Raw genomic sequence first — 22,037 nt, 5'->3', positions numbered from 1 at the left:
CGGCTCACAGCGGATGGCCGAGCACCTGCTCCAGCCGGGCCCGGTACGTGCGGCTCAGCGTCAGCTCCTGGCCGTCCTTCAGCACCAGTCGATGGTCCCCGGACAGCGTGGGGGTCAGGGAGACAATCCGGTCCACGTTCACGAGCGCCGAGCGATGCACCCGCGCGAACCGCCGCGCCGGCAGTCGCCCCTCCAGCTCCGCCATCGTCTCGCGCAACAGATGTGTCTGGGTGCCGACATGCAGCGTGACGTAGTTCCCCGCGGACTCCACCCAGTCCAGGTCCTCCACCGGCACCAGCAGCGTCCGCGTCGCCGACTTCACCACGAGCCGCTCCGTGGGCTCCGGCTTCAGCTCCTGGAACATCCGCTGGAGCTGCTGCCGCAAGTCTCCCGGAGGCGCCGTCAGTCGCTCCCGCACCCGCGTCAACGTGCGCCGGAAGCGCTCCACCGTGAATGGCTTGAGCAGGTAGTCCACCGCGGCGGCATCGAACGCACGCAAGGCATGCTGCGGCCACGCCGTGACGAAGACGACCACGGGAGGCGCGGCCTGCCCCAGCTCCGCCAGCACGCCGAACCCGTCCCGCTCCGGCATCTCCACATCCAGGAACACCAGCGCCGGCCGCTCGCGCGCCAGAAGCTCCAGCGCCTCCTGCCCGTCCCCGCACTCTACGACGGGATGCAGGTCCGTCTCCGATGCCAGCAACGTCCGCAGTCGCTCGCGCGCCAGCGGCTCGTCATCGACGATGAGCGTGCGCACCGTCATGCCCGCGTCCTCCGATAGGGCAGCGAGAGCGAGAGCAGGAACCCGCTCGGCGCACGCGCCTTCCACGTCACCGACTGCTCGACACCGTGCAGTCGCTCCAGTCGCGCCCGCGTGGCCCCCAGCCCGATTCCCTCCTCCAGCTCCGTGCGCCCCGCCGGCGGCCCCACCCCGTCGTCCTCCACCTCCACCGCCAGCCGCGCACCATCACGCCGGACCCGGACCCAGACCTTCCCGGGTCCCCTGCGCGGCGCGATGCCGTGTCGGATGGCGTTCTCCACGAGCGGCTGGAGCAACAGCGACGGCACCAGCGCGTCCCTCGCGTCCTCCGCGACATCGACATCCACCTGGAGCCGATCCGAGAAGCGCGTGCGCTCGATGTCCAGATAGGGCGAGAGCAGCTCCAGCTCCTCCGAGAGCGGGACCTCGTGTCGCCCGTCGCGCTCCAGGCTCGCGCGCAGCAGCTCGCTCAACTGCCCCACCATCCGGTCCGCGGACTCCACATCCCGGTGCATCAGCGCGGAGATGGCGTGCAACGTATTGAACAGGAAGTGGGGCTGGAGCTGACTGCGCAAGAGCTGCAGCTGGGCCTGCGCGAGCTGCGCCTCCAGCTGGGACGCGCGCACCGCCTCCTCGCGCATCCGCCGCGCGTACGCCACCGCGGCCTCCATGCCCACCAGGGAGAAGTAGATGAGCAGGTCGAAGTCCGTCGTCTTCGACGCGATGAACAGGAAGTAGGTCCACGCCGCGGACGCGCCGCCGCTGACCTCCACCACGAGCCACTCGCGCAGCACCGCGAACAGCCCCAGCGCCAGCACCGCGAAGCCCACGCCGGGCACCAGGTGCAGCAGCAGTTGCACGAACCACGGCCGGCCCGTCGCGCGAATCCGACGCGCCACCGCCAGCACGAACGGCGTGAGCGCTGCCCAGGCGTACCAGACACACGCGCCCGTCAGCAGGGCCTCGCCCAGACGCGGCGGCTCCCCGTGCGAGGCGCGGTACACGAAGAGCTGCGCCCCATAGAGCAGCGCGAGCACCGTGTACCCGGCCAGAATCACCGCGGGCCAGAACCACCGCGAGGACAGCCCCCACCGAGCCCCGGTGGACGAGGACTCAGCGGCGGACACGGGACTCCATGACACGGTCGGGCTCGTCGACATGATGGACGGCGTGGACTCTAGAGCGCCGATCAGGTTATGGCGAGGGAGCAGGCAAGCGGTAGGGGATCGACTCGGGCTGTGGTCGCGTGATCAGGTCGCCACCTTCGGAGGTGGCGCATGGAACGCTGGAAGCCGGCTGTGGAGCAGAGCGCACGGGAGCAGCGCCTGCTGAAGCTGGCGGGGAAGAGCAGGAAGCTTTTCGTCTTCCTGCGCGAGCATCGGCACGAGTTGTTCGACGAGGCCTTTCAGGACGAGCTCGAAGCGATGTACCGACAGACGGGCCAGGGACAAGAGCCGCAGCCGCCCGCGATGATGTGCATGGCGCTGTTGGTGCAGGCCTACACGCAGGCATCGGACGCCGAAGCCGTGTGCCTGTCGGGCACTGACAGCCGGTGGCGGATGGTGTTGGACCGACTCGGCGCGGACGAGGACGAGCCCGCCTTCTCCCAGGGCGGGCTGCAGCAATTCAGGGAGCGACTCATCGCGACCGAGATGGACCGCCGGCTGCTGGAGCGCACCGTTGAGGTGGCGAAGCGGACGAAGGGCTTCGACCCGAAGAAGACGCCGAAGACGCTGCGAGTGGGGGTGGACAGCCGCCCTCTGGAAGGGGCCGGGCGGGTTGAGGACACCATCAACCTGCTCGGCCACGCAGGCCGCAAGGTGGCCGAGGGCATGGCGCTCGCGCTCGGCACCGACGTCGAGGAGGTGTGTCAGCAGGCGAATGCGCCGTTGCTGATGGCCAGCAGCATCAAGGCCGGCCTCGACATCGATTGGAGCGCGCCCGACGCGAAGCTCGACGCACTCAATCGCCTGTGCCGACAGCTCGACCGTCTCATGGCCTGGGTGGCGAAGCAGTCGAAGTCGTGCGTCGCGGCTCCACTGACGCGCTACATCGAAGCGCTCGCGCAGGTGAAGGCGCAGGACCTTGAGCCGCGTCCCGAGGGCGGAGTGCAGATTCGGCAGGGCGTGGCGGCCGACCGTCGCATCTCAATCGAGGACCCGGACATGCGCCACGGGCGCAAGAGCAAGAGCAAGCGCTTCAATGGCTACAAGCAGCACGTCGGCACCGACCTCGACACGGAGCTCGTGGTGGCCTGCGCCGTGACGCCGGCCAACCGACCCGAAGAGGAGGCGACGGGGGCCCTGCAGGAAGACATGGCCCACCAGGAGCTCTTCCCCGACGTCCTGCTCATCGACAGGGCGTACCTCAACAGCCCCATGACCGAAGACGTGCTGGCCAGCGGCGGCGACGTCGTCTGCCGGCCGTGGCGTGGAGCCAGCGCGAAGCCCGGACTCTTCGGCAAGCGCGACTTCAAAGTGAACATCCGCGACGGCACCATTACGTGTCCTGCTGGCGAGGTGGAGCCCTTCGAGCCCGGCGCCGTCGTGCACTTCGACCCGGAAGCCTGCGGACCGTGCAAGCTGCGCCCGAGTTGTACCCAGGCGGCGTCCGGCAAGGGGCGCAGCGTCACGATGGGCGACGACGAGCGGCTCCAGAAGCGCCTTCGCTCACGTCTGCAGTCGCGCGCAGGCCGTGCACAACTCCGCGAGCGTGTCGGTGTCGAGCATCGCCTGGCACATCTCGCCAACCGCCAGGGCCCGAAGGCCCGTTATCGAGGCACGCGCCGCAACCTCTTTGACCTCAGGCGACTCGCGGCCGTCCAAAACCTTGAGGTCGCCGCTCGCTACCAGCGCGCGGCGTGACCTAACCTGTTCGGCGCTCTAGTCCGTCCACGCGTCCCTTGCCGAAGCCCGTCCCTTCAGCCCTTCAGGAACGCCGCCAGCTTCTCGTATGCCACCGCGAGCGGAGCAATGGGCGCGCTCTCGTTGGCCTGGTGCGCCTGCGCCGTCTCGCCGGGCCCGTAGTTGATGGCGTCCACGCCCCACTCACCGAACCGGGCTACGTCCGTCCACGCCTGCTTCGACGCGGCGGGCAGCCCGGTGATGGCGAGCAGCTTCTGGAACAGCGGATTGCCCGCCACCACGGGGCCGCTGGGCGAGGCATCCGTGATGATGACCTCCGCGCGTCCCGCGACGAGCGCGTGCACGTCCGCCTTCGCCTGCTCGATGCTCTTTCCCGGCGCGAAGCGGTAGTTGAGGTTCAGCTCGAACGACTCGGGGATGACGTTGCGCGCGCGGCCGCCCTTGGCCAGCGTGGCGTTGATGACCTCGTAGAAGCGGAAGCCCTGCACATCCACCTCCACCCGCTGACGCGCCAGGAGTTCCGTGAGGAACGGGCCCGCCTTGTGGATGGCGTTCTCACCCTGCCACGGCCGCGCCGAGTGCGCGCTGCGTCCGCCGAAGCGCACCGTCACCTGCATGGAGCCGACGCAGCCCACCTGCACCTCGCTGTCCGTGGGCTCCATCGCGATGCCGAACTTCACCTTCGCCAGGTCCGGGCGCGCCGCGAACAACGGGATGAGGCCGCTCTCCGCATACGCGCCCTCCTCACGCTCGTAGAAGAGGAAGGCCAGGTTGACCGGCAGCGTGTCGCGACGGAGGTCCTCCGCCAGCGCCATCATCACCGCGAGCCCGCCCTTCATGTCCGAGGCGCCCAGGCCGAAGACGCGCTCTCCCTCGATGCGAGGCTCACGCCCCTGGTCGCTCGGGTGCGCGGGCACCGTGTCCAGGTGACCGATGAGCGCCACCGTGGGGCGAGGGTCCTCCAGACGACCGAGCAACAACGTGTGCCCCACGCGGAAGACCTCCCCGGGTGGGAAGTGCTGGAGCGCCCAGCGCTCGACGAAGTCCGCGATGGGGCCTTCCTGCGTGATGGGACTGGAGATGCGGCACAGCTCGAGCGTCGTGCGGGCGAGCCTCGTGGCGAGGTCTTGAGAGGACATGCGGACACCACCATAACCCCACCCCCTCCCCCTTCGCTGGCCTCCCCGCTCTCCGACAACGAACCGGTCTCCCCAGGACTCCAGAGCCTCCGGATTGACGCCCGGTGATTCCGTCGTCTCACTCGAAGGCGGGGCGTGACACTGATCGCACGTTCACCGAAGCTGCCGCCGCCCCGAATCCTCCGAGGATGAAATGTCGTCGAACAGCGAAGCGACCCAGGCCCTGCTCTCCCTCTGTGGCGACAAGCGCCGATGGAAGGCGGAGCTCACCGTGGACGCGGTGAGGAAGCTGCTCGCCGAGGGCGCGGACGTGAACGCTCGGGACGTCAATGGCCAGAGCGCCCTGCACCACGCCGTCCAGGGGCAGTACCAGAAGGGGGATCCGCTCCCGGACGTCGCGGTGGTGCGCGCGCTCATCGAGGCGGGCGCGGATGTGAATGCGCGGGACAACCACCAGCAGACGCCGCTGACCCGCGCCTTCCCCTCGGAGAAGACCCCGGAGAACGAGGCGCTGGCGCTGGAGCTCATCGCCCTCTTGAAGGCCGCTGGTGGGAAGGTGCCCTCGGACGTGGTGGACGGGAACGGCGCGGCGTTCCGCTGGACGACCGCCAGGCTTCTCAAGGAGGTGCTCGACGCGGGGGCTCGCCTCGACGCGCGCAACGAGCGGGGCGGGACGCCGCTCCACAGCGCCGTGGTCTCCGGAGACCCCGACGTCATCCAGTTGATGCTGGAGCGCGGCGCCGATGTGAACGCCATCGACGGCCAGGGCCGCACGGCGCTGGGCATCGCGCTGCGCACCAAGGAGGAGGTCTGGGTCGCGCACAACAAGCGGACGGCCGGGTTCAACGCCGTCATCCAGGTACTGGAGGCCGCGGGCGGCAAGGCCAGCGTCGCCATTCCCCTGAGCGATGACGTCTTCGCCCCCTACCCCATCGACGAGGCGGCGTTCCGCGGGGCCCTGACGGAGAAGAAGCAGAAGCTCTCCTTCAAGCACGCCATCGCCTCCGCGCAGGAGGCCATCACGGGACTGCACGGCCATGGAGACCCCGCCGAGGCCCTCGGCAAGCTGGAGACGCTGCGGGACACGCTCACCACGCCGCCCAGGAAGGTCCACATCCGGGAGTCGCTGAGCATCCGGAGCGCCTTCTTCCACCACGGCGACCTGGAGGTGGACGGCGACCTGGACATCGGCCGGCCGTTCGCGGTGACGGGGGACGTCATCGTGCACGGCGTGGTGTGGGACTCGGGCAACGACTCGCTGGTGAACATCCTGGGCAAGCTGACGTGCCACGGGCTCTACTCGAGCGGCGAGTTCAGCGTCGCCCAGGACATCGAGGCGCGCGACGTGGTGCTCGGCTACTACAACGACCACCTGCTCTCGGCGAACACCATCCGGGCCCGCGTCGTCATCGAGGATGACCACGCCTTCGATGCCCGCACCGAGGCGCAGCACCACTTCGACATCGACACCTACGCGCAGGGCTACGGCGACGGCGTGGCGGAGGAGCTGAAGGCCCTCTTCGTCGACGAGGTCTTCGAGACCGCCGAGGAGACGGACGAAGAGGAGGACGGCGAGCCGGCCCGCCTCGACAAGGGCGAGCTCTTCCACCGCATCAGCAAGGGCCTGCCCGTCTTCCGCGAGTAGCCCCTCAGAGCGTCCGGATGAAGTCGAGCTCCACGCTCAGCCGGCCGGTGCGAGCGCTTCCTCGAACTCCGTCGCGCCCTCCAGCAGCGACGCGCAAAGACACGCGGGGCCCTGCAACGCGGTGAAGCCATGCGCGCTGCCCTCCAGCTTGTCGAGCGTCTCACCAGGCCACACCTCGTGTCCGCCGTCCTCGCGCAGCCCGCCCTCCAGCACCAGGTTCCACTCGCGCCCCAGGTGCGTGTGACGCGGATAGCGCACGCCCGGGTTGAGCCGCAGCACCGCGGCCATCATCCCCTCGCGCGCGGGGCCCGTCTCCACCGGGAACAACTCCGAGCCCTCCACCGGCCCCGGCATCCACAGCGACGCATCCTCCAGCGACTCGAGCAGCGCGCTCGCCCGCTCCCGCGTCACATCGAAGAAGGCCGCCAGTTCCTGCGTGAAGCGCTCCAGCCGGCCAGGCCCCTCCATCCGCGCCATCAACGCGGTCAGCACCCCGGCCGGCGGCTCCACCGGCGACTCCAGCGCCAGCAGGCCCCCGCGCACCGAGGCCAGGCGGTCGGCCTCGACCCGGCAGCGCTCGCACGCCGCCAGGTGTCGCTCCAGGGCCTCCCGAGAAGAGGAGTCCAGCGTCCCCAGTGCCCACTCGGCCAGGATGTCGTCGAGGTGCTCCGTCATCGCGTCCCATCCCGTCCCATCACACGGGCACTACGGAAGCCGCCGCCCTGGTGGATTTCCCTGGGGGCTACACCGCCACCGCGAAGTCGCGGAGGGCCGAGTTGAGGCTCGTCTTCTTGTCCGTGGACTGTGTCCGCTGGCCGATGATGAGCGCGCACGGCACCATGTACTTGCCTGCGGGGAACTGCTTCTCGCGCATGCCCGGAATCACCACGCTGCGCGCGGGGACGCGGCCCTTGTAGACGCGCTCCTCGGGGCCGGTGACGTCGATGATTTGCGTGGACGCGGTGAGCACCACGTTGGCGCCCAGCACCGCCTCCTCCTCCACCACCACGCCCTCCACCACGATGCAGCGGCTGCCCAGGAAGGCGCGGTCCTCGATGATGACGGGAGACGCCGTGGGCGGCTCGAGCACCCCGCCCAGCCCCACGCCACCCGACAGGTGCACGTCGCTGCCCACCTGCGCGCAGCTGCCCACCGTGGCCCACGTGTCCACCATGGTGCCCGCGCCCACGCGCGCGCCGATGTTCACGTAGCCGGGCATCACCACCGCGCCCCGCTCCACGAAGGCCCCGTAGCGCACCGTGCCCGGCGGGACGACCCGCACGCCCGCCTTGTCCAGGTTCTTCTTCAGGGGGACCTTGTCGTGGAACTCGAAGGGCCCCACCTCCATCACCTTCATCTCCGACACGGCGAAGAACAGGAGGATGGCCTCCTTGACCCAGGCGTGGACCTTCCAGCCGTCCGGGCCCTTCTCCGCCACGCGCAGCTCGCCCGCGTCCAGGCGCGCCACCGTCTCGCGCACGGCGGACACGAAGTCCGCATCCTTGAGCTTCGTCCGGTCCGCGAACGCGGCCGAGACCTTCTGGGACAGTTCTTCGATGGGCAACATGGCGCCACCTTGAAGCACACTTCGGCGCGCCGCGCCGCACCAACCTGCCCGCCCTCAGGGGTGGGACGCGTCCGGCTCCGTCGTCTGGCCCGCGTCCGGTTCAATCAGCCCGCCGGGCTCCGCCAGCGGGAGCGTCTGCGTGGTGATCTCCCCATGCAACGTCCGGGGCGCCACCTCCGTGTGCCCGCGTCCCTCCAGCTCCACAGCGCCCCGTGAAACATGTCTCACCCGGGCCATGGGCACCTCGCCCCAGGTCCGACTGAAGGGCCAGCGACGCACGTAGAGGTGCGTGTCGCTCAACAGCGCCACGTATCCCAGCAGCGCGCCGCCCTCGTCGCGCACGCGCATCCCTCGGGTGATGGAGCGCCGCTCATAGGGCGACGCCGTCTCGGGCCAGGCCATGCGTTCCACCTCCTGCCCCCAAGGTGCACCTCCTCTTGCCCACAGAGGAGCACCCCTCGCGCGTCCGCTTCCTCGCCTGCTCTCAGCAACTTGAACCCCAAGGATTCCGACAACTCTCTGTTTTGTCGCGTTGAGCAGTGTCCACAACTGGTCAATCGTCCCCTGGTCGTGCCAGCATCGGGTCACCCCTCACCCCCCTGGAGGGCACATGAGCGCTACCCCCTCGCGCCCGTGGAGCCTCGCCGTGGCAGTGCTCGCGTCGTTCGTCGCCGGATGCCTCGGCGAGGCGGCGCTCGACATGCAAGGTCTGCCGGGCCCCGGCAACCCCAACCCCCAGCCCCCGCCGGTGCAGCAGGACGGCACGCTCGACTGTGACCTGGACCGGGTGCCGGCGGGCGTGACGCTCGCGAGCATCGCCTCCGACTTCGAGCGCGAGGTGCACCCGGCCCTGGTGCGCGAGGTGTCCGGCTGCATCTCCTGCCACGCGACGACGAGCGGCCGGCTCTTCAAGGTGGGCCTCAACGGCGTGGAGAACTTCTACGCCATCCGCGCCGCCGGCTACCTCACGCCCGCGTCGGGCTCCATGCTGTCGCGCCTCGTCACGACGGACGAGAGCGCGCGCATGCCGCGCGGCGAGCCGGCGTGGAACGCGCGCGAAATCGCCGCGGTGGCCGCGCTCACCTGTCAGCTCAAGGCGGTGGAGACGCGCCAGCCCTCGTCGCGTCCGGACGAGGAGTTCCCCCCGGCGCTCCTGGAGCCCTACCGGGGCCCCTCCGTCGCCACGTATGACAATCCCTTCCTGGGCTTCGAGCAGCTCAAGGGCAAGGTGAAGGCCGTCTTCGACGACGACTGGGTGCGCGGCGGGGTGGACCGCTTCGCGCAGAACGTGGGCCTGCTCGGGGGCGTGGACTACAAGGACCACTTCGTCGAGGCGCGCGTCGCCACCGCCGACTTCTTCCTGGGCCTGGATGACCTGTCGCGCGACGTGTGCCTCACGGCCGCCACCCACAAGACGGGCCCCTTCACGGGCCTGGACCTGGCACAGCCGCTGACGGACATCCCCGCGCCCACCACCAAGACATACGAGATGGAGGCCGCCGCGCGCGAGGGCACCACCCTCCCCGCGGGCACGCAGATTCTCGCGAGCACCGGCGGCAAGTCCGGCAGCACGGGCTGGAACCTCTACACCACCGGCACCCTCACCACGCTGCAGCCCTACGTCTTCCCCGCGTCCGCCACCTACCGCTTCACGGTGAAGGCCAAGGGGGACCTGTGCGGCCCGGACCTGCCGAACATGCAGCTCAAGGTGGACGGCGTGCTGGTGAAGGAGTGGAGCGTCGCCAACAACACGGCCTACGCGGACTTCGTGCACACGCAGGCCGTCGCCGGCGGGGACCACCTCCTCACGGTGGGCTTCACCAACGACTACGGCGAGACGGGTGTCTGCGACCGCAACCTGCACGTGGACGCGCTCGTGGTGTACGGCCCCACGGAGGCCGCCACCGGCACCCAGCGCGCGGACGCGGCGAAGGCCAAGGTGGACACGCTCTACCGGCGGATGCTGTACCGGGCCTCCTCCCCCGAGGAGCGCGCCAACGGCTACGCGCTGGTGACGGACCTGCTGGGCATCGAGGCCAACGCCACCAAGGCCTGGAGCGGCCTGTGCGAGGGCCTGATGCGCGCGCCCGACTTCCTCTTCACGCTGCCGCCCTCGTACGAGCGCTTCACGGGCAAGGAGCGCGAGCGGCTGCTCTTGGTGAAGCTGGCCATGGACCTGCTGGGCAGGCCGCCGTCCGCGCAGGACTTCACCGCGCTGGAGGACGGGCAGAAGTCGTGGGAGGCGATGGTGGACGGATACCTGGCCTCGGCGGACTTCCGGGCGAACTACTTCAAGCGCATGCGCGTGCGCACCGAGAGCGAGGGCACGCCCGACACGGACGAGCCCGCGCGGCTGTGGACCTTCCTGGTCGAGCAGGAGCGGCCGTTCGGGGAGCTGCTCACCGGCGACTACTCGGTGGACGGAAGCTTCCAGCAGGTGACGCGCCCCCCGCAGCACGGCAAGACGGGCGTGCTCACGATGAAGGGCTTCATCAAGAACAAGCCGGGCCTGCCGCACTACAACTACGCGGCGCGCGTGATGACGGACTTCATGGGCACCCTGTACGAGGTCCCCGCCGAGGTCTTCGACATGCGCGGCGCGGCCACCGCGTCCTCCACCGTGGACCCCAGCAGCATCTGCTACTCCTGCCACCAGACGCTCACCCCGCTGGCGCACCAGCGCCTGCGCTGGGACGACGAGGGCAACTACCGCACCCAGGACGAGCAGGGCGTCACGCTGGACGACACGGACAGGAACCTCGCCGCCACCTATGCCTTCAAGGGCCAGGGCATGGAGGCCTTCGCCACGCAGGCGGTGAAGAAGGAGGCCTTCGTGCGCCGCACGCTCAACGCCCAGTTCGCCCTGCTGTTCGGCCGCGAGATGCGCCACGAGCAGGACGAGCGCGCCATCTACAAGCGCCTGTGGGACGTCAGCCACGAGCACGACGGCAACCTCAAGGCCGTGCTCAAGACCCTCGCCACCTCTCCCGAATACCTGCGCCAGTAGCGCCGCCCAAAGGACCGCCGCCATGAACCGCCGCCGATTCCTCGCGGGCGCCGCCGCGGGCGCCGCCATCAGCACCCTGGACTGGCTCCGCTTCTTCCGCGCCTTCGGAGTGCCCGGGACGAAGAAGGAGCTGGGCTTCGCCGAGGCCGCCGCCGCCGAGGCCGACAACCCCCGCTTCCTCATCTACTGGTTCCAGGAGGGAGGCTGGGACGGGTACTCGATGTTCAACCCCGTCCACACGCCCAATGACTCCATCCGCGTCATCCCCGCGGGCGAACTGCGCCCCACCCCGTCGTGGACGAACCACCGCTACCGGCCCAAGGGCTACGGCGCCACGCCGTCGGACCCGCCGAAGACGCAGGGCAACATCCAGTACGGCTACCTGGCGCAGGACGGCCTGGACCTGTTCCCCGACCTGGCGGTGGTGTCCAGCCACAACGGCAACACCTTCCACTCGGGCGGACGGTGGGAGTACCACTACGGCAAGTACAGCGCGTCGCTGTCGGGCAAGCGGGGCGCGGACGAGCGCACGGTGATGCAGGCGTTCTGCGAGGCGTACGGCACGGGCTTCCTCTTGCCCCACGTCTCGTGGCACCGGTGGCTGTCCGACGGTGAGCTGTCCATCCCGTCCTATCCCGAGGGCACCGGCTACTACGAGAAGCTGGGCCCGGTGCACGCGCACACGCTCTACGGCAAGACGCCCGCGGCGATGCGCGAGCGGCTCGCGTCGCTGGGCAACGTGGCGCAGGGCCAGCGCGACGCGCGCATCCGCCAGTTCACCGACAACCTGCAGGCGAGCTTCCTGGCGGAGAAGAACAGCGAGTCGGTGCGCGCCTTCAACTCCGCGCTCCAGATTCACCGGGCGCTGACGGCCGGCGGCAGCATCAACCTGGACCCTCGCACGCTGTTCACCCACACCACGCTGCGCGCCGAGTTCGGCATCACCGCGGCGGACGAGGCCACGGACTCGTCGTCCATCAACGGCAACCCCGCGCGCACCAAGGAGACGCCCAACACCAACGTGCAGGCGTTGATGACGTACGAGATGATGACGAAGGGGCTGTCCATCGGCTTCTTCATCGAGAACCGCGGCCTGCGCCAGTTCGACACGCACCGCGACCGCCGCTCCATCATGAACAACAAGGGCCAGACGGAGCAGCGCGACATGATGCGCAAGAACCTCTGGAACCCGCTCAGGACGCTGGTGGCGAAGCTCAAGTCCACGCCCTACGGCACCACGGGCAAGAGCTACTACGACTTCACCACCATCGTCCTCGCCTCGGAGATGGGCCGCACGATTCAGGGCGACGTGGAGGGCATCCTCGCCAAGGCGGGCGTGACGGACGCGCAGAAGTACGAGGAGATCATGCTCCAGGACTGCTGCCAGCACTGGCGCGTCAACAGCGTGGCCTTCCTGGGTGGCACCGTGCGCGGCAACACGCAGTATGGCCGCGTGGGCAGCGCGTCCCTGGACGGCATCCCGATGATGCCCAACGGCACGCTGGACCCGGCGTACGACCCGGACACGGGCCTGCTGGTGCCGGGGCGGACCAAGAACGCCACCAGCTTCGTGTCCGACGCCGGCCACGTGTACGCCACGGCGCTCCACCTGTCCGGGTTGGACCCGGCGGCGCTCAAGGCCGCGGGCAAGGGCAAGAACGACCGCCCGCCCATGACGTTCATCAAGCGCTGAAGCGCCCGCATGATGCGGGGCCGCCACCGTCCCTCCGGAGGCGGCCCCCAAGGCTCAGGCGACTTCAGGCGTCGAGGACGCGCGCCACCGCGTCCACCACCTCCTGGTCCGTGGGGAAGGCCAGCGACGCCTTCCGGATGACCACCTTGCCGTCGACGGCGACCTCGTAGCTGCCCGACGGCCCGGGCTTCAGCTCCGCCTCCACATCCAGCTCGTCCTTCAACGCGGCCGCCGCACGGGCGGCCCTGGGCTTGTAGCCTCAGGAGTTGCAGTACGTAATCGTGACCTTCTTGTCGGCCATGGCGTGTCTCCTCGCGCGGGGCTCGACCCCGTCCCCGAAGAGATAATGCGTTCGCGGCCCGCGAGCCAGCCCACGCCTGGCGCCGGGGACAGGACGCGCGCCGTCCGCGGCGCTAGGTTCTTCTCCGCCATGACGGACTTTCGTGAGCGCATCGCCGCCGCCTATGACGTCGAGTCCTTCCGCCGCGAGGGCCAGCGGCTGGTGGACACGCTGGCGGACTACCTGGCCCAGGCCGAGCGCGGAGAGGGCCTGCCGGTACTGCCCTGGGCCGCGCCCGCGGTGAGTGTGGACCGCTTCCCCGCCGCCTTCCCCGAGGAGCCCACGGGCGACTTCGCGGAGCTGGTGGCGCGCGTGCTCTCCGGCTCCAACCACCTGCACCACCCGCGCTACGTGGGCCACCAGGTGACGGCCCCCGTGCCGCTGGCCGCGCTGTGCGACGCCGTCTCCTCGCTGCTCAACAACGGCATGGCCGTGTACGAGATGGGCCCCGTCTCCACCGCCATGGAGCGCAACGTGCTGCGCTGGATGGCCGCGCGCCTGGGCCTGCCGGAGTCCGCGGACGGCGTGCTCACCTCCGGCGGCTCCCTGGGCAACCTCACCGCCCTGCTCGCCGCCCGCCAGGCGAAGGCCGGCTACGACGCCTGGAACGAGGGCGCCCACGCGGGCCCGCCGCTCGCGGTGCTGGTGCCCGCCACCGCCCACTACAGCCTGTCGCGCGCCCTCCGCGTCATGGGCTGGGGCCAGGGCGGCGCCATCCCCGTCGCCGTGGACGAGCGCTTCCGCCTGCACCCCGACGCGCTCGGCCCCGCGCTGGAGTCCGCCACGCGGCAGGGCCGCAAGGTCATCGCCGTCGTCGCCAGCGCGGGCTCCACCGCCACCGGCGCGTTCGACCCGCTGGAGCCCGTGGCGGACTTCTGCGAGCACCACGGCCTGTGGTTCCACGTGGACGCGGCGCACGGCGCCTCCGCCGCGCTCAGCGCCGCCCATCGACATCAAGTGCGCGGAATCGCCCGCGCGGACTCCGTCGTCTGGGACGCGCACAAGGGCCTGCTCATGCCCGCGCTGGTGACGGCGGTGCTCTTCCGCGACGGCGCGCGCTCCTTCGAGTCCTTCGCCCAGGAGGCCAGCTACCTCTTCGGCGACACCGAGCGCCCGTGGAGCGACGTGGCCCTGCGCACGATGGAGTGCACCAAGGAGATGATGGCGCTCAAGCTGTACGCCTGCCTGAGCGTGCTGGGCACCCGCCTGTTCGCCGACGCGGTGACGGAGTCCTACGCCCTCACCCGCCGCTTCGCCGAGCGGCTCTCCCAGGCCGGCGACTTCCAGGTCCCCGTCCCGCCCGACTGCAACATCCTCTGCTTCCGCCACACCCCCGGACACGTGCCGCCCGAGGCGTGGGACGCGCTGCAGGCGCGCCTGCGCGAGCGGCTGGTGACGCGCGGAGACTTCTATCTGGTGCAGACGAAGCTGCCCCAGGGCGTGTTCCTGCGCGTCACCGTCATCAACCCGCTCACCACCGACGCGGACCTGGACGCGCTGATGGAGGCGCTCAGGACGGCAGCTCGACGGTGAACTCGCTGCCGACGCCGGGCTCGGACGCCACCGAGACGACGCCGCCCAGCACCGACACCATCTCCCGCACCAGTGTCAGCCCCAGCCCCACGCCCGGCTTGGACTTGTGGTCCAGGGGCTCCAGGTGTGAGAAGGGCTCGAAGATGTGGGCCTGCTCGGCGCGGGGGATGCCAGGCCCGGTGTCGCGCACCCGCAGGCGCCAGCCCTGGGGCCGCGCCTCCACCGCCACCGACACCCCGCCCTGCTCGGTGTACTTCACCGCGTTGGACACCAGGTTGAGCAGCACCATCTGCACGATGCGCGGATCCGTGCGCGCCACTGCCTGCCCCCGGGGCCGGTCCCACTCCAGCGCCAGCCCCTTGCGCCGCGCCTCCAGCCGCGCCTCCTCCACCACCTCGTCCACCACCGCGCCCAGGTCCACCGTCTCGCGCCGCACCACCAGCCTGCCCTCCTCCAGCTGGTTGTACTGGAGCACCATCTCCACCATGTCGCGCAGCCGCAGCGTGGAGCGGTGCATCCGGTCGAACATGTCCAGCGCCCGGGGCGGCAGCCCTCCCAGCTCCCGCTGCAGCGCGTGCTGGGTGAGCTGCAACACCGACAGCGGCGTGCGCAGCTCGTGTGACACCAGTTGCAGCAGCGTGCTGCGCGACGCGCTGGCGCGCTCGGTGGTCTCCAGCGCCACCTCCAGCTGCCGCTTGCGCATGCCCAATTCGCGCGCCATCGCCTCCAGGTCCACCGAGCGCGCGGCGAGCAGCCCCTGGAGCACCTCGCGCGTGCGCTTCATCACGGCCAGGTTCGTCACCCGCGCCACCAGCTCCTCGGACACGAAGGGCTTCACCACGTAGTCCTGCGCGCCGCCGCGCAGCAGGTCCACCCTCAGCGCATCATCCGCGCGCGCGGTGAGCAGCAGGATGGGCGTGGACTCCAGCCCCGGGCGCGTGCGCACCGCGCGCACCAGCTGGTCTCCGCCCATGCGCGGCATCATCAAGTCGCTCACGATGACGTCCGGCAGCATCCGCTCCGCCTTCGCCAGCCCCTCCAGGCCGTCCTCGGCGGTGGCCACCTGGAAGTCCTTCGCCAGCGTGTCCACCACGTAGCGGCGCATCTCCTGGGTGTCCTCCACCACCAGCACGCGCGGCCGGCTCGAGTCATCCGCCCGCGTGGCCACCGCCACCTCGCGCTCGGGCGGCCGCAGCACGTCCAGCTCCGCGCGCGCCGCCTCGACATCCACCTCGTGCGCCGGGGCGTCCGCGCGCGCCGCGAGCTTCACCCCCGTGGGCGCGAGCAGCGGCAGCTCCACCACGAAGCGCGCGCCGCCACCCGGGCGCTCCTCCACCCAGATGCGCCCCTCGTGCAGCGCCACGAAGTCCCGGGCGATGGCCAGCCCCAGCCCCGTGCCCCCGGTGTCGCGCGTGGTGGCCGCGTCCCCCTGGCGGAAGCGCTCGAAGATGCTCTCGCGCTGCTCGGCGGGCACGCCCCGCCCGCTGTCCTCCACCACCAGCCGCCCCTGCCCCGCCTCCGCGCTCACCGCCACGCGGATGTGCCCGCCCTCGGGCGTGAACTTGGCCGCGTTGGACAGGAGGTTGAGCACCACGCGCTCCACCTTCTCCGGGTCCACCTGCGCCGGCAGCATCGCGGGCAAGTCCAGCGCGAAGTCCAGCTTGCGCTCGGCCACCAGCCCCTCGAAGTTCTCCGCGGCCAGCCGCACCAGCCGCGCCAGGTCCACCTCCTCGTACGACAGCCGCATCTGCCCCGCGTCCAGCTTGGCCACGTCGAGCAGCGCGTTGACGTGCCGGAGCAGCACCCGCGCGTTGCGGCGCACCACCTCCAAGTCCCGGTGCGCCGCGTCCGGCAGCGTGCCCTGCTGGAGCAGCCGGTCCACCGGCCCCAGGATGAGCGTCAGCGGCGTGCGCAGCTCATGGCTGACGTTGGCGAAGAAGCCGGTGCGCTGCGCCTCGGAGGCCTTCAGCTTCGCGTACAGCGTCTCCAGCTCCCGCGAGCTCTTCTCCAACTGCACCCGGCGCTCCTCGGACAGCCGCGCCGCCTCCGTCACCTCCACCACCCGCCCGCGCAGCGGCACCAGGTACATGCCCGTGGCCACCGAGGCCACCGCCGTCACCACCTTGATGCCGCCCCCCAGGTAGTAGGCCGAGTACCAGACGTTCCACACCTCCATCAGGTGCGTCAGCCCACACGCGCCGATGAAGACCCCGAACGACAGAATCATCCCGCCGAAGGGCAGCCGCGCCCGCCGCACCAGCGCGTACAGCGTCAGCGAGATGAAGAAGTACGCCGAGCCGATGAGGACGTCCGACAGGACGTGCATCGCCACCAGGTCCTGTTTCCACAGGTAGCAGTGCCCGTGTGGCATGTTCCAGGCACCGTAGAAGAAGTCCCGCAGGCCCTCTGTGAGCTGGGAGAACCGCTCCAGGGAAACCGCGCCGCGCACCGCATGTCCGAGCTGGTCGTTCATGGCGTTCCCTTCCACTGTCACGCATGGCGGAGGGCCCCCACGGCTGTTCCCCCCGGAGGAAGTATTCCATGCAAAACAGGTGACTCTTGCCACCCCCCATCTCACACCGGGGCGAGGGGAAAGGGCAGGAGACGTGGGTACACGCGCCGGGTGCTGGACAGTCGCCCCCCGGGTCGAAATGCGATAGAGCCCGGGGCGACATGCTCGTCTCCCTGGTCATCCCCGTCTACAACGAGATTCCCACCCTGGCGGAGCTGCTGCGCCGCTGCATCGCGGTCGACTTCCCCAAGGAGCTTGTCCTCGTGGACGATTGCTCCCGGGACGGAAGCCGGGAGCTGTTGCAGCAGCTGGCCGAGCAGGGTGTGGGCCTGCTGGGGGGCACGCCGAAGAACCGCAACGAAATCCGGGTGCTGTTCCAGGAGCAGAACCAGGGCAAGGGCGCCGCGCTGCGCAGGGGCTTCGCCGAGGCCACCGGGGACATCATCCTCGTGCAGGACGCGGACCTGGAGTACGACCCGCGCGACATCCCCCGGGTGATTCAGCCCATCCTGGACGGTGAGGCCGACGTCGTCTTCGGCAGCCGCTTCACGGGGACGCCCCGCCGGGTGCTGTACTTCTGGCACACGGTGATCAACAACCTGCTGACCACGCTCTCCAACATGACGAGCGGGCTGAACCTCACCGACATGGAGACCTGCTACAAGGCCTTCCGCGCCGAGGTGCTGCGCTCCGTCGAGGTCGAGGAGGACCGCTTCGGCTTCGAGCCCGAAATCACCGCCAAGGTGGCCCGCGGCAACTGGCGCATCTACGAGGTGCCCATCAGCTACCACGGGCGCACGTACGAGGAGGGCAAGAAGATTGGCTGGAAGGACGGCGTGCGCGCCCTCTACGCCATCGGCAAGTACGCGCTGAAGCGCTAGTCACGCGCGTCGTCCGGGAAGACCCCGTCCCCTCGCGGGACACGGTGACCTCCCGGGTCGTCCGGCGCGGGCCTCGCGTGCACGAGGTCCGCCCGGACACACGCCCCTTCACGACTAGCGCCGGGTGCCGCTGTCGCTGGTGCCCGAGGGGCCCGCGTTGGTGCCCGTGGTGCCGCCGGAGCCGCTGTTGTCGAGCCCCGCGCCCGAGCCGCCGGTGCCGCCCGTGGTGTTCGGGTTGCCCGTGCTGGTGCCGCTCGCGCCCGTGCCGCCGGTGCCTCCCGGGCTGGTGCCGCTGGTGGCCGGGTCGTTCGTGCTGCTCGTGCCCGACGTATCCGTGGTGTCCGTCCCGCTCGCGCCGCTGCCGCCGGAGCCCGTGCCGTTGAGGTCGGAGCCGGTAGTGCCCTGGCTGCCGGTGCCGCTGCCACCCGCCCCCGTGCCGTTGAGGTCGGAGCCGGTGCCGCTCGAGCCCGAGCCGCTGACATCCGAGCCGGTGCTGCTGCCCCCCGCGCCCGTGCCGTAGACACCGGAGCCGGTGCTGCCCGGCTGGGCGCCCGAGCCCTGGACATCGGAGCTGCTGCCGCTGCCCCCGATGCCGTCGTCGCTCGAGCCCGCACCGCCGTGGTCCTGCGTGGCGCCACTCGGGACGGCGTCCTGCGAGCCCCCCGTCATCTCCGTCGTGCGACCCGAGCCCCCTGTGCCCTGCTCGTTGCGTGAATCCGCGGACTGCCGGGACTCACAGGCCCAGCCCAGCGCCATCGCCGGCACCAGCGCGCCAATCAACCACCCTCTTCGGAAATCTTTCATGGTCGTGCTCCCCACCACTGTGGACCTCTCAATGTGAAAACGAGGCGCACGAAGGACAGGGGCACGGCGGCGGGTGTCGGGCCGTCGCTCGGAGAGCAGGACGCCCAGACACATCGCCCCTTCCGTGGACTGTGAGGCAAGGGAGCGTGCTCGCACGGGCGCGGGGGCCGCGTCGCGCGACGGGGGCGGTGAGGCTCACCGCCCCCCAGGCGGACAGGCTACCCGTGGGCGCGCGTCTCCTCCGTGGGAGGGGGCTCGGGCGGCGGCACCGAGGGCGGCGCGCCCAGGAGCAGCGCCTTCGCCGCGTCCACCGCCTCGCTCGTCCCCGTCAGCGCGAGCACGTCGCCCACCCGCAGCACCTCCTGCGCGGTGGGCACCGACAGGCTCTGCTCGCCACGCTGGATGGCCAGCACCGTCGCGCCCGTGAGGCCGCGCAGGTTCACCTGGGCCAGCGTCTTGCCCGCGCCGGGGCTGGACTCCTCCAGCCGCACGGAGGCCGGCGCGCCCAGGCCCGGCAACAGCCCCTGCACGTGGTCCAGCGCGTGCTCCTCCGCGCCCGGCTCCTTCGAGTGCGACTGCGCCGCCAGCGCCGCCACCAGCACCTGCGCGCCGGCGCGCACGTGGCCGTGCAGATTGGTCGCCCCGCGCCAGAAGGCGACGCCCAGCGCGCCCACCAGCACCAGCAACACCAGGGGGCCCGCCACGCCCTTCAAGAAGGGCTGCGTCACCACCACCACGGGGATGGCCACCAGCAGGACGATGCCCACCTGCAGCGTGACGAGCAGCACCCGCCGAGGCGCCGCGGCCAGGTCCAGCTTGCCGTCCTTGCGCGCCGGCAGCGCCGCCTCCGACAGAATCGAGCCCAGCCGCCGCGCCATGCCGATGACGCCCAGGATGAACGGCACCGCCAGCAGCACCGCGCCGCCCAGGATGAGGTTCTTCGACAGGTCCTCGTCCACGCCCGTCTGGACCTCGACGAAGTGGGCCATGCGGTCCGCCATCAGCGCCGTGCCGATGACCAGGACCACCAGCAGCACCGCGTCCAGCACCAACAGCCGGATGAGGCGCCGCACGCCCGCGCCCAACGTCTCCCGACGCGGCGCCTGCCGCAGCCGCTCCACCCACGTACCGTACAGCGTGACGAAGGTCTGCAGGGGCTTGGGCAGCTTGCGGTCCACCCACGACGCCACCGGCCCCGAGGCCTTGATGAGCAGGGGCGTGGTGAGCGTGGTGATGGCCGACACGGCCACCGCCACCGGGTAGATGAACGAGCCGGTGGCCTTCAGCGACAGGCCCAGCGCGGCGATGATGAAGGAGAACTCGCCAATCTGCGCCAGGCTCAGGCCCGCCTGCACGGAGGTGCGCGTGCTGTTGCCCGTCAGGAACGCGCCCAGCGCCACGCTGACCAGCTTGCCGACGATGACCACCACGGTGAGCACCAGGATGGCCGCCCAGTGCTCCATGATGAGCGCGGGGCTGATGAGCATGCCCACCGACACGAAGAAGATGGCCGCGAACATATCGCGCACCGGCTGCACCAGGTGCTCGACCAGCTTCTCCTCACCCGACTCCGCCACCAGCGAGCCCGCCAGGAACGCGCCCAGCGCCACCGAGTAGCCGAACGACTGGGCCAGCAGCGCCACCGCGAAGCAGATGCCCACGCTCGTCACGAGCGTCGTCTCCGGCCGGTTCAGCTTGATGACCGCGCGCATGGCCCGGGGGATGATGAACAGGCCCACCGCCACCAGGCCCACCAGGAACGCCACCAGCTTGCCCGTGGTCAGCGTCAGGTCCTTCACCGACAGGCCCGCGCCCGTGGAGATGGCCGTCAGCGTGGCCATCAGCAGCACCGCGATGAGGTCCTCGACGATGAGCACGCCCACCACCAGCTCCCGCAGCTTCCCGCGGATGCCCTGCTCGTCGAACACCTTGGCGATGATGGTGGTGCTGGACACGGCGATGATGGCGCCGGTGAAGATGCTCTCCAGCGTCGTCCAGCCGAAGGCGCGCCCCACCACGAAGCCCAGCCACACCATGATGCTGCACTGGATGACGGCCGTGAGCCCGGCGGTGAACCCCACCGAGAACAGCTTGCGCAGGCTGAACTCCAGCCCGAGCGAGAACATCAGCAGGATGACGCCCAGCTCCGACAGCGTCGTCACCACCTCCTGGTTGGCGACCAGCGGAATCGGCAGGTAGGGGCCCACCACGAGGCCCGCGAGGATGTAGCCGAGCACCACGGGCTGGCGCAGCTTCTGGAAGACCACCGTCGTCACCGCGGCGACGCACAGGACAATGGCAATGGCCTGGAGGACCTCGTGGGCTCCGTGCATCAGGTCACCTCAATCTGGAAGACTCGGACGGGACGCGCCCCGCTTTTTTCCGAGGACTCGGAAAGACAAGGGCCATCCCTCGGGGATGAAAGGAAAAGACGACGTCACGCCGGGCTTCTCGCCCGGACCACCGCGGGACTCCACGCGCGACCCCGGCCCGGCAGAGGGCCCGCGTCGCGCACGGGTCAGCCGAACTCGGGCGGTCCGCGCAGCGTCCGACTGGCGATGGAGGGACGGTCCGCGACTTCCCCGCTCGACGTGGGCGCCGCCGGGGCACGACGTTCGCGCAGGGTGACGCGCGTGAAGGCGTGGTGACGCTCGCGGCCCCAGCGGTACAGGGCCAGCAGGTCCGGCTCCAGCCCCGTGCGGGTCCGCACCGAGGAGGCCGCGAAGACGACGGGCCCCGCGCCCACATGGAGCCCCAGGTCCCAGCCGCCCAGGTCCGTGATGTGGAACTGCGCGCCCCAGCGCCGCGAGGACTTCTTGGAGGACCCGGCGCCCTGGAGCACCGACGTCACGCCGGAGTCGGCGTAGAAGCCGCGCTCGGGGGTGCTTCGGGTGGGGCACTCGGCGTCCCCGGCGCGCAGGACGGTCGCCAGGACCAGCGCCATGCCCAGGGCCAGCAGCCCGGCACGGAGCAGTTCACCCCCGGAACCGGGCATTCGCGATGTCGGGCCGGGGGAGCGCATCGGCCGTTCAGGTACTACGCCGGACATGGCCCCGTAAAGCGCGGGTTGTCCCCCGCCCGCCAGTCCGCTCAAGCCCCACCGCGCGGACGAGGTGGCGAGCGCGCGGAGCGGCGGCGCGGCCATGTGCCCGTGGCTCCACGCGCCCTGACGCGAGGGGACGACACCCCGTTCCAGGCGGGTGCGTCACCGGGCTGTAGGCCCATGTCCTCCTCTCCACGAATGAGTCGACCGGGACGGGGCGCGAAGGCGCGCGTGGACGATGACAACGTC

At 70.6% G+C, this 22,037-nt stretch carries 17 protein-coding genes; 6 read left to right on the top strand and 11 right to left on the bottom strand.

Annotated features, from left to right (window positions below; all coding sequences use genetic code 11):
* Positions 1-4: 4 nt before the first annotated feature.
* Positions 5-763 carry a LytR/AlgR family response regulator transcription factor gene (locus VZQ01_RS24095; RefSeq protein ID WP_141329175.1) on the bottom strand — a complete coding sequence of 253 codons (759 nt, stop codon included), beginning with the start codon at positions 761-763 and terminating at the stop codon, positions 5-7.
* Positions 760-1,887, bottom strand: coding sequence for a sensor histidine kinase (locus VZQ01_RS24090; protein ID WP_426744727.1), 1,128 nt, complete (start codon positions 1,885-1,887; stop codon positions 760-762). The genes VZQ01_RS24095 and VZQ01_RS24090 overlap by 4 nt, the downstream gene beginning before the upstream one ends.
* Before the next feature lie 150 nt (positions 1,888-2,037).
* Between VZQ01_RS24090 and VZQ01_RS24085 the strand changes: the two genes are divergently transcribed.
* Positions 2,038-3,624 (top strand): IS1182 family transposase, encoded by a 1,587-nt coding sequence (locus tag VZQ01_RS24085; protein ID WP_408891322.1) that lies wholly within the window; start codon positions 2,038-2,040, stop codon positions 3,622-3,624.
* Between the two features lie 56 nt (positions 3,625-3,680).
* On the opposite strand, the gene dapE is transcribed toward VZQ01_RS24085, so the two are convergent.
* Positions 3,681-4,763 carry a succinyl-diaminopimelate desuccinylase gene (gene dapE / locus VZQ01_RS24080; RefSeq protein ID WP_046716586.1) on the bottom strand — a complete coding sequence of 361 codons (1,083 nt, stop codon included), beginning with the start codon at positions 4,761-4,763 and terminating at the stop codon, positions 3,681-3,683.
* A gap of 193 nt (positions 4,764-4,956) precedes the next feature.
* Here dapE and VZQ01_RS24075 point away from each other — a divergent pair, with 193 nt between their 5' ends.
* Positions 4,957-6,408, top strand: a complete 1,452-nt coding sequence (locus tag VZQ01_RS24075) for an ankyrin repeat domain-containing protein (RefSeq protein WP_408888927.1) — start codon at positions 4,957-4,959, stop codon at positions 6,406-6,408.
* A gap of 36 nt (positions 6,409-6,444) precedes the next feature.
* Here VZQ01_RS24075 and VZQ01_RS24070 read toward each other — a convergent pair whose 3' ends face one another.
* The 3 genes from VZQ01_RS24070 to VZQ01_RS24060 form a co-directional block, all read right to left on the bottom strand.
* Positions 6,445-7,083 (bottom strand): cupin domain-containing protein, encoded by a 639-nt coding sequence (locus VZQ01_RS24070; RefSeq protein WP_426744724.1) that lies wholly within the window; start codon positions 7,081-7,083, stop codon positions 6,445-6,447.
* Positions 7,084-7,150: 67 nt separating this feature from the next.
* Entirely contained in the window at positions 7,151-7,975 is an 825-nt protein-coding gene (locus tag VZQ01_RS24065; RefSeq protein ID WP_082165473.1) for a 2,3,4,5-tetrahydropyridine-2,6-dicarboxylate N-succinyltransferase, read from the bottom strand.
* 54 nt (positions 7,976-8,029) lie between these two features.
* On the bottom strand, positions 8,030-8,377 hold the full coding sequence (locus VZQ01_RS24060; RefSeq protein WP_426744722.1) for a hypothetical protein: 348 nt from the start codon (positions 8,375-8,377) through the stop codon (positions 8,030-8,032).
* Between the two features lie 208 nt (positions 8,378-8,585).
* Here VZQ01_RS24060 and VZQ01_RS24055 point away from each other — a divergent pair, with 208 nt between their 5' ends.
* On the top strand, positions 8,586-10,982 hold the full coding sequence (locus VZQ01_RS24055; protein ID WP_426744721.1) for a carbohydrate-binding domain-containing protein: 2,397 nt from the start codon (positions 8,586-8,588) through the stop codon (positions 10,980-10,982).
* A 22-nt stretch (positions 10,983-11,004) separates the two neighbouring features.
* Positions 11,005-12,675, top strand: a complete 1,671-nt coding sequence (locus tag VZQ01_RS24050) for a DUF1501 domain-containing protein (protein WP_223749671.1) — start codon at positions 11,005-11,007, stop codon at positions 12,673-12,675.
* 64 nt (positions 12,676-12,739) lie between these two features.
* Here the strand turns inward: VZQ01_RS24050 and VZQ01_RS24045 are convergent, their stop codons facing one another.
* On the bottom strand, positions 12,740-12,976 hold the full coding sequence (locus VZQ01_RS24045; protein ID WP_255653472.1) for a SelT/SelW/SelH family protein: 237 nt from the start codon (positions 12,974-12,976) through the stop codon (positions 12,740-12,742).
* Between the two features lie 129 nt (positions 12,977-13,105).
* On the opposite strand from VZQ01_RS24045, the gene VZQ01_RS24040 reads away from it, so the two are divergent.
* A complete protein-coding gene (locus VZQ01_RS24040) occupies positions 13,106-14,548 on the top strand; it encodes a pyridoxal phosphate-dependent decarboxylase family protein (RefSeq protein ID WP_408888922.1) in 1,443 nt (480 codons plus the stop codon).
* On the opposite strand, the gene VZQ01_RS24035 is transcribed toward VZQ01_RS24040, so the two are convergent.
* Positions 14,526-17,021, bottom strand: coding sequence for an ATP-binding response regulator (locus VZQ01_RS24035; RefSeq protein ID WP_426744719.1), 2,496 nt, complete (start codon positions 17,019-17,021; stop codon positions 14,526-14,528). The genes VZQ01_RS24040 and VZQ01_RS24035 overlap by 23 nt on opposite strands.
* 200 nt (positions 17,022-17,221) lie before the next feature.
* On the opposite strand from VZQ01_RS24035, the gene VZQ01_RS24030 reads away from it, so the two are divergent.
* Positions 17,222-17,941: a glycosyltransferase family 2 protein gene (locus VZQ01_RS24030; protein WP_223749668.1), complete on the top strand. Its 720-nt coding sequence runs from the start codon at positions 17,222-17,224 to the stop codon at positions 17,939-17,941.
* Positions 17,942-18,055: 114 nt separating this feature from the next.
* Here the strand turns inward: VZQ01_RS24030 and VZQ01_RS24025 are convergent, their stop codons facing one another.
* The 3 genes from VZQ01_RS24025 to VZQ01_RS24015 all read right to left on the bottom strand — a co-directional run bounded on the left by VZQ01_RS24025 (position 18,056) and on the right by VZQ01_RS24015 (position 21,740).
* A complete protein-coding gene (locus VZQ01_RS24025) occupies positions 18,056-18,745 on the bottom strand; it encodes a hypothetical protein (RefSeq protein ID WP_223749667.1) in 690 nt (229 codons plus the stop codon).
* A 218-nt stretch (positions 18,746-18,963) separates the two neighbouring features.
* Positions 18,964-21,078 carry a monovalent cation:proton antiporter family protein gene (locus VZQ01_RS24020; RefSeq protein WP_223782801.1) on the bottom strand — a complete coding sequence of 705 codons (2,115 nt, stop codon included), beginning with the start codon at positions 21,076-21,078 and terminating at the stop codon, positions 18,964-18,966.
* A 185-nt stretch (positions 21,079-21,263) separates the two neighbouring features.
* Entirely contained in the window at positions 21,264-21,740 is a 477-nt protein-coding gene (locus VZQ01_RS24015; protein WP_408888919.1) for a hypothetical protein, read from the bottom strand.
* Positions 21,741-22,037 lie beyond the last annotated feature (297 nt).

Origin of the sequence: Myxococcus faecalis, from assembly GCF_050039385.1 — a bacterium.
Classification (GTDB): domain Bacteria; phylum Myxococcota; class Myxococcia; order Myxococcales; family Myxococcaceae; genus Myxococcus; species Myxococcus fulvus.
The sequence above is the reverse complement of the archived record's forward strand: the minus strand, read 5'-3'. Positions and strand labels throughout refer to the sequence as shown.

Coding starts and splice junctions, on each gene's coding strand:
- VZQ01_RS24085 (WP_408891322.1), top strand. CDS start 2,038: ATGGAACGCTGGAAGCCGGCTGTGGAGCAGAGCGCACGGGAGCAGCGC.
- VZQ01_RS24020 (WP_223782801.1), bottom strand. CDS start 21,078: ATGCACGGAGCCCACGAGGTCCTCCAGGCCATTGCCATTGTCCTGTGC.
- VZQ01_RS24075 (WP_408888927.1), top strand. CDS start 4,957: ATGTCGTCGAACAGCGAAGCGACCCAGGCCCTGCTCTCCCTCTGTGGC.
- VZQ01_RS24040 (WP_408888922.1), top strand. CDS start 13,106: ATGACGGACTTTCGTGAGCGCATCGCCGCCGCCTATGACGTCGAGTCC.
- VZQ01_RS24015 (WP_408888919.1), bottom strand. CDS start 21,740: ATGCCCGGTTCCGGGGGTGAACTGCTCCGTGCCGGGCTGCTGGCCCTG.
- VZQ01_RS24025 (WP_223749667.1), bottom strand. CDS start 18,745: ATGAAAGATTTCCGAAGAGGGTGGTTGATTGGCGCGCTGGTGCCGGCG.
- VZQ01_RS24030 (WP_223749668.1), top strand. CDS start 17,222: ATGCTCGTCTCCCTGGTCATCCCCGTCTACAACGAGATTCCCACCCTG.
- VZQ01_RS24035 (WP_426744719.1), bottom strand. CDS start 17,021: ATGAACGACCAGCTCGGACATGCGGTGCGCGGCGCGGTTTCCCTGGAG.
- VZQ01_RS24065 (WP_082165473.1), bottom strand. CDS start 7,975: ATGTTGCCCATCGAAGAACTGTCCCAGAAGGTCTCGGCCGCGTTCGCG.
- VZQ01_RS24095 (WP_141329175.1), bottom strand. CDS start 763: ATGACGGTGCGCACGCTCATCGTCGATGACGAGCCGCTGGCGCGCGAG.
- dapE (WP_046716586.1), bottom strand. CDS start 4,763: ATGTCCTCTCAAGACCTCGCCACGAGGCTCGCCCGCACGACGCTCGAG.
- VZQ01_RS24060 (WP_426744722.1), bottom strand. CDS start 8,377: ATGGCCTGGCCCGAGACGGCGTCGCCCTATGAGCGGCGCTCCATCACC.
- VZQ01_RS24070 (WP_426744724.1), bottom strand. CDS start 7,083: ATGACGGAGCACCTCGACGACATCCTGGCCGAGTGGGCACTGGGGACG.
- VZQ01_RS24055 (WP_426744721.1), top strand. CDS start 8,586: ATGAGCGCTACCCCCTCGCGCCCGTGGAGCCTCGCCGTGGCAGTGCTC.
- VZQ01_RS24050 (WP_223749671.1), top strand. CDS start 11,005: ATGAACCGCCGCCGATTCCTCGCGGGCGCCGCCGCGGGCGCCGCCATC.